Here is a 14,548-nt window from a genome sequence, read left to right on the forward strand (position 1 = left end):
AACGGGGCGTCGCCGGCAGGCTTTTGCGCGACCCGGTTAACCCACCGTGATCACGGCCATACGGGCCACGAGTGTCAGCGGCGCGGCCGCGCCGAAATGTGGTCTAACGTGGACTCCGTGGCGAATTCGCACCCAGAACCCGGACAGCCGGGCCACGAGGTCGAACTGGATTTCGCCCGCGAATGGGTGGAGTTCTACGACCCCGACAACCCCGAGCACCTGATCGCCGCCGACCTGACCTGGCTGCTCTCGCGGTGGACGTGTGTGTTCGGCACGCCCGCCTGCCAGGGCACGGTGGAGGGCCGCCCCGACGACGGATGTTGCTCACACGGCGCGTTCTTGTCCGACGACGACGACCGCGCCCGCCTCGACGACGCGGTGAAAAAGCTGACCGCCGCCGACTGGCAGTATCGCGAAAAAGGCTTGGGCCGCAAGGGATATCTGGAGCTCGACGAGCATGAGGGCCAGCCCCAGTACCGCACCCGCAAGCACAAGGACGCGTGCATTTTCCTCAACCGGCCCGGCTTCGCGGGCGGCGTCGGCTGCGCGCTGCACAGCAAGGCCCTCAAGCTCGGTGTGCCGCCGCTGACCATGAAGCCGGATGTCTGCTGGCAGTTGCCGATCCGTCGCAGCCAGGAGTGGGTGACCCGGCCCGACGGCACCGAGATCCTCAAGACCTGGGTCACCGAATACGACCGCCGCGGCTGGGGTTCCGGGGGCGCCGACCTGCACTGGTACTGCACCGGCGACCCGGCCGCCCACGTCGGCGCCAAGCAGGTGTGGGAAAGCCTGGCCGACGAACTCACCGAACTGCTGGGCGGCAAGGCCTACGCGGAGCTGGCCGCAATGTGCAAGCGCCGCAGCAAGTTAGGACTCATCGCGGTGCACCCGGCGACTCGCATCGCCGAGTAGCCGCTAGCCCTCCAGCTTGTAGCCCAGGCCCCGCACCGTCACCAGGTGCACCGGGTTGGCCGGGTCGGCTTCGATCTTGGACCGCAGGCGCTTGACGTGGACGTCGAGCGTCTTGGTGTCGCCGACGTAGTCCGCGCCCCATACCCGGTCGATCAGCTGCCCGCGGGTCAGCACCCGGCCACTGTTGCGCATCAGGTACTCGAGCAGGTCGAATTCCTTGAGCGGCAAGGTGATCGTGTCGCCGTTGACCGACACGACGTGGCGTTCGACGTCCATCCGCACCGGGCCCGACTCGAGCACGCCATCGCTGATCTCGGAGTCGTCCTCGCCGCCGCGGCGCAACACCGCCCGGATCCGCGCGATCAGCTCGCGCGCCGAATAGGGCTTGGTCACATAGTCATCCGCGCCCAGCTCGAGACCCACGACCTTGTCGATCTCGCTATCGCGGGCGGTCACCATGATCACCGGCACGCTGGAACGCGCCCGCAGTTGCTTGCAGACGTCGGTGCCAGACATTCCGGGCAGCATCAGGTCAAGTAGGACGATGTCGGCGCCGGCGCGGTCAAACTCGGCGAGCGCCGCCGACCCGTCGGTCACCACGGTGGCCTCAAAGCCTTCCTTGCGGAGCAGGAACGCCAGCGGATCGGCCAGCGACTCCTCGTCCTCCACGATCAGCACACTGGTCATCAGCGCGATTCCTCCTCATCGCTACGCTCTGCATCGTCATACGCGCGGGTCATGAGCGCGATTCCTCCTCGGCATCGTCGTACGCGCGGGTCATCGACTTAGTTCTTCCTCTCGTTGGGACCGGTCGGGCCGCACGTCGCGACCCTGCGCTTGCTCGGATTCGCCCTCGTCTCGAGGAGACGGCTTGGCCGCGGGAATGGACAGCGTGAATGTCGATCCGGTTCCCGGCTTGCTCCACACGCCGATGGTGCCGTTGTGGTTAGCCGCGACGTGTTTGACGATGGCCAGGCCCAGCCCGCTGCCGCCGGTGGCCCGCGAACGCGCCTTGTCGCCCCGGAAGAAACGCTCGAAGACCCGCTCCTGGTCTTCCAGGGCGATCCCGATCCCGCGATCCGTGACGGCGATCTCGACGTTCTCGCCGCGGCGGCGACGGCTGATCGACACCGGCGAACCCGGCGGCGAATAGGCGATCGCGTTGGAGACCAGGTTGGCCAGCGCGGTGGTCAACAGCGTTTCGTCGCCGAGCACCCGCAACCCGCTGGGGGCGTCGGTGCGGACCGCAATCTTGGTGTTCTCGGCGGCCACCTTGTGACGCGAAATCGCTTCGCTCACAACCTTATCGACGTCGACGTCGACGACGTTGGGCAGCGGTTCGGCGCCCTGCAGCCGGGACAGCTCGATCAGCTCGGCGACCATGTCCCCCAAACGGTTGGCTTCGACGAGCACCTTCTCGGCGAACCGCCGCACGGTTTCGGAGTCGTCGGCCGACGCCAGCAGGGCCTCGGCGAGCAGGGCCATCGCACCCACCGGGGTCTTGAGCTCGTGGCTGACGTTGGCGACGAAGTCGCGCCGGGTCGCTTCCATCCGCGCGTAGTCGGACTGGTCGTGGGCGAAGACCACGGCGAACCGGCGGTCCTCTTCGCTGAGCAACCGGGCCTGCCCGTGCACCGATAGCCCGGACCGGGCGCCCGTCCGTTTCGAGGGCTGCAGGTCGAACTCGACATCGACACCGGTCAGCGCCTGCTGCGCCGCCTCCCAGGCCTGGTCATCGAGCTGACGATCGCGCACCAGGCCGAGCTCCTTGGCCCGGTCGTTGAGGTAGACGACGTCGCGGTGGACGTCCACCACCGCCGCGCCCACCGGCATCAGCGCCACGATGCATTCCAGCATCTGCCCGACGGTGATCCCGGTCCATTCGGTGCTCACCCGCTGCCGGCGCTGCATCGCGCGCGGCGACAGTCGGACCCCGACCGCCACTCCTGCGGCCAGCGCCAGCACGGACAACACCCCGGCCAGCAACAGCGCCGAGAACACAGTCACATAGCAAATCCTACAAATCTTCCTGAACGCTGCCCTAGCAGAACGAGGCCAAAATCGGACAAGTCACACCTTGCGTCACAGGTGTTCCGCTCCCGTTCACGTGATGTTTGGCTAACGGGGCGTTCGCGCGACGGATTGCGCCGGGCGCAAACGTCAGCGGCGGCCCTGGCCGGCGACCGCGGCGGCACCGGCGGCGGCCGCCTCGGGGTCCAGATAGGTGCCGCCGGGCACCACCGGGCGCAGGTCGGCGTCCAGGTCGTAGCGCAGCGGGATGCCGGTCGGGATGTTCAGGCCCACGATGTCGTCGTCGGACATCCGATCGAGGTGCTTGACCAGGGCCCGCAGCGAGTTGCCGTGCGCGACGATCAGCACCGTCTTGCCGCTGCGCAGGTCCGGGATGATGACGTCGGTGAAATACGGCAGGAAGCGGACGACCACGTCGGCAAGGCACTCGGTCAGCGGCCCGCCGCCGATGTCGGCGTAGCGGGGATCGGTGTCCTGGCTGTAGGTGCTGCCCATCTCGATCGGCGGGGGCGGCGTGTCGTAGCTGCGTCGCCAGGCCATGAACTGGTCGTCGCCGTAGCGCGCCTTGGTCTCGGCCTTGTCCAGGCCCTGCAGCGCCCCGTAATGGCGTTCGTTGAGCCGCCAGGTGCGCCGCACCGGGATCCACAGCCGGTCGGCGGCGTCCAGTGCCAGGTGCGCGGTGGAGATGGCCCGGCGCAGCAGCGACGTGTAGAGGACGTCGGGCAACAGATTGTGTTCGGCCAGCAGCTCGCCGCTGCGCACCGCCTCGGTGCGGCCCTTGTCGGTCAGCCCGACGTCCACCCAACCGGTGAACAGGTTCAGCGAATTCCATTCGCTTTCACCGTGACGGAGCAGGACCAGCGTGGCGGAGTCACCCATGCCGGTTAGTCTCTCACGCGCTCATTCAGCGGTCGTCGTCGTCTGCATCGTCGTCTTCGTGCCCGAGGCTCGACTCCTCCTCATCGCGCTTCGCGCTCTGCATCGTCGTCTTCGTACCCGATGCTCGACTCCTCCTCATCGCGCTTCGCGCTCTGCATCGTCGTCTTCGCGGCTCAAAGCTCGACTCCTCCTCATCGCGCTTCGCGCTCTGCATCGTCGTCTTCGTCGATCAGGTGGGCGAACGCCTGCAGGTTCTTCAGCGACTCGCCGCGCGATACGCGCCACTCCCACTCTTTCTGGATCGACGAGCGAAAACCCAACTCCAGCAACGTATTAAAGTCCGAGTCCACCGCTTCGAGCACCTGGCCGAGCACCCGGTCGATCTCGTCGGCGTCCACCGACGGCAGCGACATGCGGCCCACCAGGTAGATGTCGCCGACGTTGTCCAGCGTGTAGGCCACGCCGTAGAGCCGGCGATTGCGCTTGAGCAGGAACCGGTACACGCCCTCGTGGTTCTCGTCCGGCTTGCGGCACACGAACGCCTCGACCCGCACCGAATGCTCGCCCACGCTCAGGATGGTGTTGGTCTTGAGCTTGCGCTCACCGGGCAGTTCCACCACCAACCCCGACGGACCGCCATGCGCGCCAGCGTGTTTCGAGTAGTTCAGCCCGCTTGCCCGCAGGGCATCCTCGATCACCCGTGACACATCGGTAGAGGAACTCATGCGCCCACCTCGCGGCGCTCGGCGGTGTACTCGCGGATCGCGCGGCTATAGCTGGCCAGCAGCGCATCGGTGGTGTGATCCCAGGAGAAGGTCGCCGCGTGGGCGGCGGCCGCGCGGCCCATCTCCCCGGCCGCCGGCGCCGGCGTGCGCAGCAGCCCGTCCAGGGCGGCCGCCCATCGATCGACGTCGTGCCCGGCGACCAGCGTGCCGGTGACCCCGTCGCGCACGGCCACCGGCAGCCCGCCGACCGCGGCCGCCGCCACCGGGGTGCCGCAGGCCTGCGCCTCGAGGGCGACCAGGCCGAAGGACTCCGAATAACTCGGCACCGCAACGACATTGGCGGCCTGGAACAAGGTGGCCAGGTTCGACCGCGACTGCGGGGGCAAAAAAGTCACCCGCGCGGTGATGCCCAGCTCGTCGGCCAGCCGCGCCAATCCGTCCGGGGAAGCCAAGCCGCTGCCCGACGGCCCGCCCGCCACGACGATCCGCACCCCCGGCAGTTTCGCCGCGGCACGCAACACGATGTCGGGGGCCTTCAGCGGCTGGATCCGGCCTACGAACGCCACGATGGGTTCGTCGGGTGGCAGGCCCAGCGTGGCCCGGGCGGCCCGACGATCGCCGGGCCGGAACACGTCGAGGTCCACGCCGGGATGGACGACGTCGATCCGCGCCGGGTCGGCGTGGTGAATCGTGATCAGCTGCCTGGCCTCGTCGTCGGTGTTGACGATCAGCCGGTCGGCTTCGTCGACCACCTGCTGCTCCCCCACCGTGCGCAGCGGCGGCTCGGGCGAGTCCCCCTCGGCCAGCGCCGCGTTCTTGACCGCGGCCAGGGTGTGTGCGGTGTGCACCAGCGGCACCGCCCAGCGGTCACGCGCCAGCCACCCCACCTGCCCGGACAGCCAATAGTGCGAGTGCACGATGTCGTAGTAACCCGGCTCGTGGGATGCCTCGGCGCGCAATACGCCGGCCGCGAACGCGCACAGCTGGGTGGGCAGATCGTATTTGTCCAGCCCTTCGAACGGCCCCGCCACCACGTTGCGGACCAGCACCCCCGGCGCCACCCGCGCGACCGGCGGGTCGGCGGACGCTGTCGCCCGGGTGAAGATCTCCACCTCGATGCCCCGGCGCGCCAGATGCAACGCGGTCTGCAGCACGTAGACGTTCATGCCGCCCGCGTCGCCGGTGCCGGGCTGGGCCAGCGGGGAGGTGTGGACCGCCAACACTGCGACCCGGCGCGGTTCGTTCAGCCGGAAAACGTCATCGTGGCGCACCCTGTCATCTTTACAGGACGGCTCAGGCGGACGACTCGTCCCGGGTGACCTCGTGCAGCCGGGCGTCGAGCGCGCCCGCCCGCCGCATCGCGCCCAGCGGGTCGGCGTACAACCCGGACAGCGACACGGTCCCCGCGCCGGCCTCCTGCACCCGGTTGCCGAACGCGGTGAGGCGGATGTCGCGCGGCCCCAGCACCGAGCGTGCGGCGAACGCCGCCTCCACTTGCTCCATCGCCTCGGGGTATTCGGTGAACGCCTGGCCACCGACGACCAGTTCGTCGGGGTTGAGCATGTCGCGCAGCAACGCCACCGCCTCGCCGAGCACCCGGCCCCGCTCGGCGAGCAGATCCTTGGCCTGCTGGTTGCCGGCGCGCGCCACCCGCAACAGGTCGGCGATGCCGGTGGCGGGCCCGTTGGCGCGGTTCGCCGGGGCGAACGGCAGGATGCGCTGCTGGCGGGCGACGGCCACCACGGCCTCGTCACTGACGGTCGATTCCAGCTGACCGGTGCCGCCGAGCAGCTCGGACTGGGCCGGCAGGCTCGCGATGGTGCCCGGCCCGCTGGACGGGCAGTGCACCCGCCCGCCGATCACCAGCGCGTAGCCCACGGTCTCGCGGGCGTAGACGTACAGGCTGGTCGGCGAGCTGGGCAGGAACCGGCGCATGCCCAGCAGCAGCTCGGCTCCGGCCATGGCGTCGACGTGCGAGGCCACCGAAACCGGCAGGCCCAGCGCGTCGGCCAGCACCTGGCCGACCGGCGCCTGCCGCCAGCCCAGTCGCGGGTGGTCCACCTGGCCGGTGGCGCCGTCGACGGTGCCACCGATGGCGACCCCGACCCACAGCGGCCGCCGCCGATGCCAGCGCCGCAGGTATCGCCGGGCGCTGTCGGCCAGCGACGCCAGCGCGGGCCCGGCCGGGTTGCGCGGCGTCGGGGTCTCGACGGTGTCGAGGGTGCGGCCGAACAGGTCGGTGGCCACGATGCTGGTGATGCGCGCACCGATGTGGATGCCCAGCGTCACGAACGGCTCGTGGTTGACCTCGACCGGCACGCGCGGGCGGCCGATCGCGCCCGAGACGGCCAGGTCGGCGCGCTCGCGCAGCAGGCCCGCCTCCAGCAGGGCGATGACCTGACGGTTGACCGTCGCGATGCTCAGCGAGGTGACGCCGGCGATGACGTCACGGCCGACGGGACCGCGCAGCCGGACGGCCCGGAAGACGGAGGCCGCCGCGGAGTCGGGGATGTGCAAGGCCGGCGGCACGATCTGCCGGCGCACCGAGCGGTGGCCCTTCTGGCCGGAGTAGCCGACGACGCGGCCGGCCGAAAGATGGGTATGGGTGAGGGTATTGGTGGGCACGAGCGTCCTTTTGTCCGAATTTTGCTGGCCATCTTGGCCACACCTGGCATGGGGTCAGGAGCGGCAAAGTGCGCAGCAACAACACGCACCCGCCGCGCACAGACACGCGGCGGTGGTGATGTCGGACAGGGCGCTGTGAAGCACACGGAAAATTTAGCACGTTCACTAAGGTTGTTTCGATGGTTGAAACTGGCAGGAATGAACGCGTCGCGGTGATCACGGGAGCCAGCTCCGGAATCGGCGCGGCGACCGCTCGAACCCTGGCTGCGCAGGGCTTTCACATCGTCGCGGTGGCGCGCCGCGCCGACCGGATCCACAACCTGGCCGAGGAGATCGGCGGCACCGCGATTGTGGCCGATGTCACAGACGACGCCTCCGTCGACGCGCTGGCGAGCAAACTGAGCCGCGTTGACGTGCTGGTCAACAACGCCGGCGGCGCCCGCGGACTGGAACCCGTCGCCGATGCCGACCTCGACCACTGGCGGTGGATGTGGGAGACCAACGTGATCGGCACGCTGCGGGTCACCCGCGCGTTGCTGCCCAAGCTGATCGAGTCCGGTGACGGGCTGATCGTCACCGTCACTTCCGTTGCGGCACTTGAGGTTTACGACGGCGGCGCCGGCTATACGGCGGCCAAACACGGCCAGGGCGCGCTGCACCGCACGCTGCGGGGCGAGCTACTGGGCAAACCGGTGCGGCTGACCGAGATCGCCCCGGGGGCCGTCGAAACGGAATTCTCGCTGGTGCGCTTCGACGGCGACCAACAGCGCGCGGATGCCGTCTACACCGGCATCACCCCGTTGGTGGCGGCCGATGTGGCCGAGGTGATCGGATTCGTCGCCTCGCGCCCGGCCCACGTCGATCTGGACCTGATCGTGATGAAGCCGCGCGACCAGGCGTCGGCCAGTCGCTTTAACCGCCGGGGGTAGCCGGACCGGTGGTGGCGGGCGTCGTCGTGGTCGGGGTGCCCGACAGGGTCGGCGCGTTGGACGGCGTGACGGGCGCGGTGACCGGGATCTGCGTTGACGGCGGGTGCGCGGTGGGCGGCGGCAGCGCCGACATCGCCACCCAGGTGTCCCAGTCCACGGCCCAGTCCCAGATGTCGCCATCGGAGTAGGACAGCTGGATCGAGCTCCCGGTCACTTCGACCGGGTCGCCGTACATCGCCGACTGGTAGTACTGCTCGGCGTCGCTCGTGGACAGGTTGATGCAGCCGTTGGTGACGTTGGTGTTGCCCTGCGCGCCGGCGCTCGCCGGGTTGGCGTGGATGAACTCGCCGTTGTTGGAGATCCGCACCGCCCAGCGTTCGTGGATGTGGTTGTAGCCGGCCGCCGGGTTGGACATGTAGAAGTCGGCGTACTTCTCGCTGACCACGTGGATGCCGTTGCGGGTGACGTTGCGCGCCTTGTCGGCCTCGCCGTAGCTGCACGGGAAGTCCATGACGACGCCCTCGTCGCGGACCACCTGGATGCGGTGCGACGAGACTTCGGCCTTGACCACCTGCCGGCGGCCGATCTGGATGTTCAGCGAGATGTCCTCGGCGCCGTACGCGCTGTCGCCGAAGGGCAGGCCGTACAGCTTGGCCTCGACGCTGACCGTGGTGCCCGCCGGGTAGTACTCGCGGGTGCGCCAGTGCGCGCGGGCGCCCTGCGCCTCGTCGGGCAGCCAGGCCCAGCTGCCCTCGACGGGCGGGTTCGTCGTGACGGTCAGCGCCTTTTCGACGGCGGCCTTGTCGGTGATCGGGGCGTCGAACTGCAGGATGATCGGCGCCGCGACGCCGACGGTCTGGCCGTCGGCCAGCTGGAACGCCCCGCCGATCTTCTTGCTGGGCGAGACCGTGGTGAACTTCCCCGCAACCGGGACCGGCTTGCCGTCGTGCCCGACGGCCGAGCCGCTCCACGTGTAGGTCATGTCGTAGCCCAGGGGTTCGGAAGTCGTGTAGACGGTCCGGTCCTGGTTGAACGTTCCGGCGACGGCCTTGCCCGACGAATTCGACAGCGTGACGTGCTGGAACCACCCGTCGCTCACCTGGACGCTGACCGGGGCGATCGGCACCACGTTCTGGGTGGCGTCGGCGGGCTGGTACTTCAGCTGCAGCGCCGGCTGCTCCTTCTTCTCGGCTTGTTTCGCGGACGTGCCACCGCATGCGGCCAGCGCATTGGGGGCGAGCACGCCGAGCCCGAGGGTCGCCAAAGCAACGCGCCGGTTGAACGGCCGCGGGGCGCGGGACGGGGTCACGAAAATCAAAGATACCGGGGAAAATCCGCCGACCCGCCCGCGACAAATCGGGGTCTGGCCCGCGTCGGCAAATTTTGCGGCTACAGCCTGCACCCCAGCAGGACGGGCTCGGGGATCAGTGTGACACCAAACACGTCCGCGACGCCGTCGCGGACGGCGCGGGCCAGTGCGATCACGTCGTCGGCGCGGGCGCCCCCGCGGTTGGTCAGCGCCAACGCGTGCTTGGTGGACAGCCGGCAGGGCGCTTCGCGTCCGCCCGGTCCCGGCTCCGGATAGCCCTTGGCGAAGCCGGCCCGTTCCACCAGCCAGCCGGCGGCCAGCTTCACGCCGTCGGGCGCCGGGTAGTTCGGGACGGGCCCGTCGACGGTCGCCGCCAGCCGCTCGTAGACGTCGGGGGCGACGACCGGGTTGGTGAAGAACGAGCCCACGCTCCAGGTGTCGTGGTCGGCCGGGTCGAGCACCATGCCCTTGCGGGCCCGCAGGGCCAGCACGGCTTCGCGGACCGCCCGCGGCTCGGCACGCTCCCCGACGCCGACGTTCAGCGCCGCCGCCAACTCCGCGTAGCGCAGCGGCGCGCTGCGCCCCGATGCGTCCAGCGCGAACTCCACTTCCAGTACGACGGAAGGGATTTCGAAGCCGCCGGCGCCACCGCGTTTGAACACGCTGGTGCGGTAGCCGAAGCCCAGCTCGCCGCCCGGCACCCAGCGCACTTCGCCGGTGCCGCGGTCGAGCACCTTTACCCGCGTGATGGTGTCGGACACCTCCGCGCCGTAGGCACCCACGTTCTGCACCGGGGTGGCCCCGGCCGAGCCGGGGATGCCGGACAGGCATTCCAGCCCGCCGAGGCCGTGCTCGATGGCGGCGAGCACGACGTCGTCCCACACCGCGCCCGCCTGGGCGCGGATCAGGTTGCCGTCGACCGTGATGCCGTCGTTGGCCAGCTTCACGGCGGTCAGGTCGGCGCACGTGTCGGAGATCACCAGGTTGGAGCCGCCGGCGAACACCAGCACCGGGCCGCCTTGTCCCGCACGCGATTCCGCGTCCAGGCGCCCCAGCGCGGCGACGACCTGGTCGCTGTTGGTGCACGTGACGAGGCGCCGTGCGATCGGCCCGATCCGCAGGGTCGTCAGCGGCGCCAGTGGCGCCGACTCGGCCACCGACGCACCGGCGAACACCGAACCGGCACCGCTGGATTTCATGGCCCGTAACGGTAGCCTGACCTGCTATGCCGCGTTCATTCGACTTGTCGGCCGACTACGACGGCAGTGTTGACGAGGTGCACCGGGCCTTCACCGATGCGAACTACTGGCGAGCCAGGCTGGCCGAATCCGGGGCCGACGTCGCCACGCTGGAGTCGATGCGGGTCGGCGGGCAGTCCGGCGACGACGACACCGTCGAGGTCGTCACCCTGCAGGTGATCAGCAGCGACAAGCTGCCCGGGATGGTCACGCAGTTGCACAGCGGCGACCTGCGCATCCGGCGCGAGGAGACGTGGGGGCCGGTGACCGATGGGGCCGCGGCGGGGTCGGTCATGGGCTCGATCGTGGGTGCGCCCGTGAGCCTGGAGGGCACCGCGGTGCTGGAACCCATCGGACGGACCGGGGGCTCTCGGCTGACGTTCCGGGCCACCGTCCACGTGCGCGTCCCGATCATCGGCGGCAAGTTGGAGAACATCATCGGCGCGCGCCTGGCCGAGCTGATCGCCGCCGAACAGCGCTTCACCACGGAGTGGATCGCCAAAACGGCCTGAGCCCTCACCGCGACTTCGCTCTAAGCTGGCCTTCATGCGAATCGCCCTGGCGCAGATCCTCAGCGGCACCGATCCCGCAGCAAATTTGCAGCTGGTGCGCGAATACAGCCGCCGGGCCGCCGATGCGGGCGCGAAGCTGGTGGTGTTCCCGGAGGCCACCATGTGCCGGTTCGGCGTCCCGCTCGGCCCGGTCGCGCAGCCGCTCGACGGCCCCTGGGCCGACGGGGTGCGCAGCGTCGCGGCCGAATCGAAGATCACCGTCGTCGCGGGCATGTTCACCCCGGCCGGCGACGGGCGGGTGAAAAACACGCTGCTCGCGGCGGCACCCGATCAGTCGGGCGCCCACTACGACAAGATCCACCTCTACGACGCGTTCGGCTTCACCGAATCGCGGACGGTCGCGCCGGGACACGAACCCGTGGTGATCACGGTCGACGGCGTCGGCGTCGGGTTGACCGTTTGCTACGACATCCGTTTCCCGGAGCTCTACACCGAGCTGGCCCGCCGCGGCGCCCAGGTGATCGCCGTGTGCGCGTCCTGGGGAGCGGGCCCGGGCAAACTCGACCAGTGGACGCTGCTGGCCCGCGCCCGCGCGCTCGACTCGATGAGCTACGTCGCCGCCGCCGGTCAGGCGGACCCCGGTGCCGCGCAGGCGGAATCCGGATCGGGCGCACCCACCGGGGTCGGCGGCAGTCTGGTCGTTTCGCCGCTGGGCGAGGTCGTCGCGTCGGCCGGTGCGGAGCCGCAGCTCGTGGTCGCCGACGTCGACGTCGACAGGGTCGCCGAGGCGCGCAAAGCCATCGCAGTCCTCAGCAACCGCTCGGCCTTTGCTCAGGTGGATAGGGCAGAATCGGTACGGTGACGAACCCACAAGGACCCCCGAACCAGGACCCGTCGAAGTGGGCCCGTCCCTCCAACCAGGGACCGTTCGGGCAGCCTCCCACGGAACGGCCAACCGAGCGGATCAGCACAGGCGGCCCAGGTCACGTGCCCCCGCCGGCACCGCCACCGCCGCCCGCTCAGGGTCCCCCGCCGGGCCAGACGGAGCGGTTCGGGACGCCCCAGCCCAACATGCAGCAGCGCGGCTACCCGCCGCCGACCACCCCGCCCGCCGGCCCGACCGAGCGGCTGGCCACTGCGCCCGGCGATGACGCAACGCCGGGGAAGAAGAAGCGCCGCTTCGGTCGTGATCCGGTCTCGGTCCTGCTGATCTTCATCATCGTTTTCGCGCTGATCATCGCCGGGCTCATCGGGGCCGAGCTGTACGTGCGCCACGTCGCGGACACCAAGGTCGCCGAGGCAGTGGCCTGCGAGGTCAAGGACCAGGCCACCGCGTCCTTCGGGGTGACGCCCCTGATGCTGTGGCAGCAGGCGACCAAGCACTACACCAACATCTCGGTGCAGACTGCCGGCAACAACATCCGCGACGCCAAGGGCATGAAGCTCTCGCTCAACATCAACGACGTCCGGATCAAGGACACGGCCAACTCGAAGGGCACCATCGGCTCGCTGGACGCGACCATCAGCTGGACGAGTGACGGCATCAAGGAATCGGTGCAGAACGCGATCCCGGTGCTGGGGCCCTTCGTCACCAACACCGTGACCACGCATCCCGCCGACGGCACGATCGAGCTCAAGGGCATGTTGGACAACATCACCGCCAAGCCGGTGGTGGAGGGCACCGGGCTGAAGCTGCAGATCGTCAGCTTCAACGCGCTCGGCTTCACGATGCCCAAGGAATCCGTGCAGTCGACCCTGGACGACTTCACCTCGAACCTGACCAAGAACTACCCGCTGGGCATTCACGCCGACAGCGTGCAGGTCACCGACAAGGGTGTGACCAGCCACTTCTCGACACGCAACGCCAGCATTCCCGCCGGCGACAACAACAACCCCTGCTTCGCCAACCTCTGATGGCCGGGCTCGGGCGGTTTCAGCCGAGCCCGTCGAGCACTCCCCGGGTTCCCGAGAGGCCCAGCCGGGTCGCGCCGGCATCCAGCATCGCGAGCGCGTCCGCGGCGGTGCGGATGCCGCCGCTGGCCTTCACGCCCAGCCGGCCACCGACCGTCTCGGCCATCAGCGCGACGGCCCGCGCGGACGCGCCGCCGGTCGGATGAAACCCGGTCGAGGTCTTGACGAAGTCGGCGCCGGCGTCTTCGGCCGCGCGGCACACCCGCGCCAGCGTGCGCTCGTCGGCCAGCGCCAGCAGCGCTGAGGATTCCACGATCACCTTGAGCACCGCGCCGCCGACGGCGTCGCGCACGGCCTGAATGTCGGAGCGCACCGCATCGACGTCGCCCGCCAGCGCCGCGCCGACGTCGATGACCATGTCGACCTCGCAGGCGCCGGACGCCACGGCCAGCGCGGCCTCGTGCGCCTTGACCGCCGAAACATGCTTGCCCGACGGGAATCCCGCGACGCTGGCCACCCGCACCCCGGCGCCGGCGTGCACGGCGACGGGAACCATCGAGGGCGAGACGCAGACCGCGTACACGCCCAGTTCGGCCGCTTCGGCGACCAGGGCGGTCACGTCGGCGGCGCTGGCTTCGGGTTTGAGCAGGGTGTGGTCGACGAACGCCGCCAACTCCGCCCGGGTGGGGTGGCCGGTCATCCGAACGATTCTTCCCCACCGCCCGGATTGCAGTCGGAGGCAACCATTTCGGCGTCGTCGACGACCGGCCGCCAAGGCTCGAGGTTCCAGCTGGTCTTGCCGGGCCGCGCCAGTTCGGCGAACTGCCAGTGGCACAGGAACTGCGCACGCATCCCGGGGGTGTCGGCGTCGGGCGCCAGGGCGAGCACCTCGGACCAGGCCTCGTCGCCCCAGGCCATGCTCGTGGGCGTGCGGGAGGCGGTCCGGCCGGCCGGCGTCGGGAAGACCCGCAGGCTGCTACGGCCCTGCCACTGCGCCCATTCGGTGTGGTCGACCAAGGGTTCGGGGGCGGCGATCGCATGCGGGGGCGGGCAGCACAGCGCGACGAGCGCGGCGGCCGGCGCCGTCAGCAGCAGCCTCATCCCGCTAGCGCGACTTGCCCTGAATTTCCAGGAGTTTGGGCCGCACGTCGACCAGGTACACGCCGGCCGCGCAGGCCGCGATCGCCATGCCCAGCACCCCGAAGACGAAGCCCAGGATGGATGTCAGGGCCACGGCCCCGGCCAGAATCAGCAACCACACGGGCTTGGTCAGCTTGTCGGCGGCGGTGTAGGCGTCGGGTCGCTGCAGCGCGGCGTGCACGAATGCGTAGATCGCCGTGACCAAGACGGCGATCTGCAAAACCAGCATGACGGTACCCACGAGGTGGTTCACGCCTCAAGCGTAGGCGGGCACCCTCCAAAACGTCGACTCCGAGTCACCCGGGGGCGACTCGGAGCCGAACGTCGTGTGAGCGTC

Annotated in this window: 15 protein-coding genes and 1 pseudogene; 5 read left to right on the forward strand and 11 right to left on the reverse strand. The window is 69.7% G+C overall.

Going from position 1 to position 14,548, the window contains the following annotated elements; all coding sequences use genetic code 11:
* Positions 1–108: 108 nt before the first annotated feature.
* Complete coding sequence (locus tag W7S_RS22790) at positions 109–912, forward strand: hypothetical protein (protein ID WP_008261204.1); 804 nt, start codon at positions 109–111, stop codon at positions 910–912.
* A 3-nt stretch (positions 913–915) separates the two neighbouring features.
* Here W7S_RS22790 and regX read toward each other — a convergent pair whose 3' ends face one another.
* The 6 genes and pseudogenes from regX to W7S_RS22820 form a co-directional block, all read right to left on the reverse strand.
* Complete coding sequence (gene regX, locus W7S_RS22795) at positions 916–1,599, reverse strand: two-component sensory transduction protein RegX (protein WP_008261205.1); 684 nt, start codon at positions 1,597–1,599, stop codon at positions 916–918.
* A gap of 90 nt (positions 1,600–1,689) precedes the next feature.
* Positions 1,690–2,919: a cell wall metabolism sensor histidine kinase WalK gene (locus tag W7S_RS22800; protein WP_008261206.1), complete on the reverse strand. Its 1,230-nt coding sequence runs from the start codon at positions 2,917–2,919 to the stop codon at positions 1,690–1,692.
* Positions 2,920–3,072: 153 nt separating this feature from the next.
* Positions 3,073–3,822, reverse strand: coding sequence for a phosphoglyceromutase (locus W7S_RS22805; RefSeq protein ID WP_014712438.1), 750 nt, complete (start codon positions 3,820–3,822; stop codon positions 3,073–3,075).
* 184 nt (positions 3,823–4,006) lie between these two features.
* Positions 4,007–4,547, reverse strand: a pseudogene (locus W7S_RS22810) (YbjN domain-containing protein); the annotation flags it as partial.
* Positions 4,544–5,818, reverse strand: coding sequence for a D-inositol-3-phosphate glycosyltransferase (mshA, locus tag W7S_RS22815; RefSeq protein ID WP_014712439.1), 1,275 nt, complete (start codon positions 5,816–5,818; stop codon positions 4,544–4,546). The gene mshA and the pseudogene W7S_RS22810, both read right to left, overlap by 4 nt.
* Before the next feature lie 22 nt (positions 5,819–5,840).
* Positions 5,841–7,091 (reverse strand): ROK family transcriptional regulator, encoded by a 1,251-nt coding sequence (locus tag W7S_RS22820; RefSeq protein ID WP_202947908.1) that lies wholly within the window; start codon positions 7,089–7,091, stop codon positions 5,841–5,843.
* Between the two features lie 260 nt (positions 7,092–7,351).
* Here W7S_RS22820 and W7S_RS22825 point away from each other — a divergent pair, with 260 nt between their 5' ends.
* Positions 7,352–8,101, forward strand: a complete 750-nt coding sequence (locus tag W7S_RS22825) for an SDR family NAD(P)-dependent oxidoreductase (RefSeq protein ID WP_014712441.1) — start codon at positions 7,352–7,354, stop codon at positions 8,099–8,101.
* Here the strand turns inward: W7S_RS22825 and W7S_RS22830 are convergent.
* Both W7S_RS22830 and W7S_RS22835 read right to left on the reverse strand, forming a co-directional pair.
* Positions 8,085–9,458: an Ig-like domain-containing protein gene (locus W7S_RS22830; RefSeq protein ID WP_179945084.1), complete on the reverse strand. Its 1,374-nt coding sequence runs from the start codon at positions 9,456–9,458 to the stop codon at positions 8,085–8,087. The two genes, W7S_RS22825 and W7S_RS22830, sit on opposite strands and share 17 nt — an antisense overlap.
* Before the next feature lie 32 nt (positions 9,459–9,490).
* Entirely contained in the window at positions 9,491–10,609 is a 1,119-nt protein-coding gene (locus tag W7S_RS22835; protein ID WP_008261216.1) for a UDP-N-acetylmuramate dehydrogenase, read from the reverse strand.
* Positions 10,610–10,635: 26 nt separating this feature from the next.
* On the opposite strand from W7S_RS22835, the gene W7S_RS22840 reads away from it, so the two are divergent.
* The 3 genes from W7S_RS22840 to W7S_RS22850 are packed head-to-tail and all read left to right on the forward strand — an operon-like array spanning position 10,636 to position 13,074.
* Complete coding sequence (locus W7S_RS22840) at positions 10,636–11,160, forward strand: DUF2505 domain-containing protein (RefSeq protein WP_008261218.1); 525 nt, start codon at positions 10,636–10,638, stop codon at positions 11,158–11,160.
* 34 nt (positions 11,161–11,194) lie between these two features.
* On the forward strand, positions 11,195–12,022 hold the full coding sequence (locus tag W7S_RS22845) for a carbon-nitrogen hydrolase family protein (protein WP_008261221.1): 828 nt from the start codon (positions 11,195–11,197) through the stop codon (positions 12,020–12,022).
* Positions 12,019–13,074, forward strand: a complete 1,056-nt coding sequence (locus W7S_RS22850; RefSeq protein ID WP_036429532.1) for a DUF2993 domain-containing protein — start codon at positions 12,019–12,021, stop codon at positions 13,072–13,074. The genes W7S_RS22845 and W7S_RS22850 overlap by 4 nt, the downstream gene beginning before the upstream one ends.
* Before the next feature lie 19 nt (positions 13,075–13,093).
* On the opposite strand, the gene deoC is transcribed toward W7S_RS22850, so the two are convergent.
* The 3 genes from deoC to W7S_RS22865 are packed head-to-tail and all read right to left on the reverse strand — an operon-like array spanning position 13,094 to position 14,464.
* Positions 13,094–13,771, reverse strand: a complete 678-nt coding sequence (gene deoC, locus W7S_RS22855; RefSeq protein WP_008261230.1) for a deoxyribose-phosphate aldolase — start codon at positions 13,769–13,771, stop codon at positions 13,094–13,096.
* The gene (locus W7S_RS22860) at positions 13,768–14,172 is read right to left on the reverse strand and encodes a DUF2599 domain-containing protein (RefSeq protein ID WP_008261232.1); all 405 of its coding nucleotides are present in this window, start codon (positions 14,170–14,172) and stop codon (positions 13,768–13,770) included. Before W7S_RS22860 ends, deoC begins: the two co-directional genes overlap by 4 nt.
* A 4-nt stretch (positions 14,173–14,176) precedes the next feature.
* Complete coding sequence (locus W7S_RS22865) at positions 14,177–14,464, reverse strand: DUF2516 family protein (protein ID WP_008261234.1); 288 nt, start codon at positions 14,462–14,464, stop codon at positions 14,177–14,179.
* Positions 14,465–14,548: the final 84 nt, after the last annotated feature.

Source organism: Mycobacterium sp. MOTT36Y, assembly GCF_000262165.1.
GTDB lineage: Bacteria > Actinomycetota > Actinomycetes > Mycobacteriales > Mycobacteriaceae > Mycobacterium > Mycobacterium intracellulare.

Coding starts and splice junctions, on each gene's coding strand:
- regX (WP_008261205.1), bottom strand. CDS start 1,599: ATGACCAGTGTGCTGATCGTGGAGGACGAGGAGTCGCTGGCCGATCCG.
- W7S_RS22805 (WP_014712438.1), bottom strand. CDS start 3,822: ATGGGTGACTCCGCCACGCTGGTCCTGCTCCGTCACGGTGAAAGCGAA.
- W7S_RS22825 (WP_014712441.1), top strand. CDS start 7,352: ATGGTTGAAACTGGCAGGAATGAACGCGTCGCGGTGATCACGGGAGCC.
- W7S_RS22835 (WP_008261216.1), bottom strand. CDS start 10,609: ATGAAATCCAGCGGTGCCGGTTCGGTGTTCGCCGGTGCGTCGGTGGCC.
- W7S_RS22840 (WP_008261218.1), top strand. CDS start 10,636: ATGCCGCGTTCATTCGACTTGTCGGCCGACTACGACGGCAGTGTTGAC.
- W7S_RS22845 (WP_008261221.1), top strand. CDS start 11,195: ATGCGAATCGCCCTGGCGCAGATCCTCAGCGGCACCGATCCCGCAGCA.
- deoC (WP_008261230.1), bottom strand. CDS start 13,771: ATGACCGGCCACCCCACCCGGGCGGAGTTGGCGGCGTTCGTCGACCAC.
- W7S_RS22860 (WP_008261232.1), bottom strand. CDS start 14,172: ATGAGGCTGCTGCTGACGGCGCCGGCCGCCGCGCTCGTCGCGCTGTGC.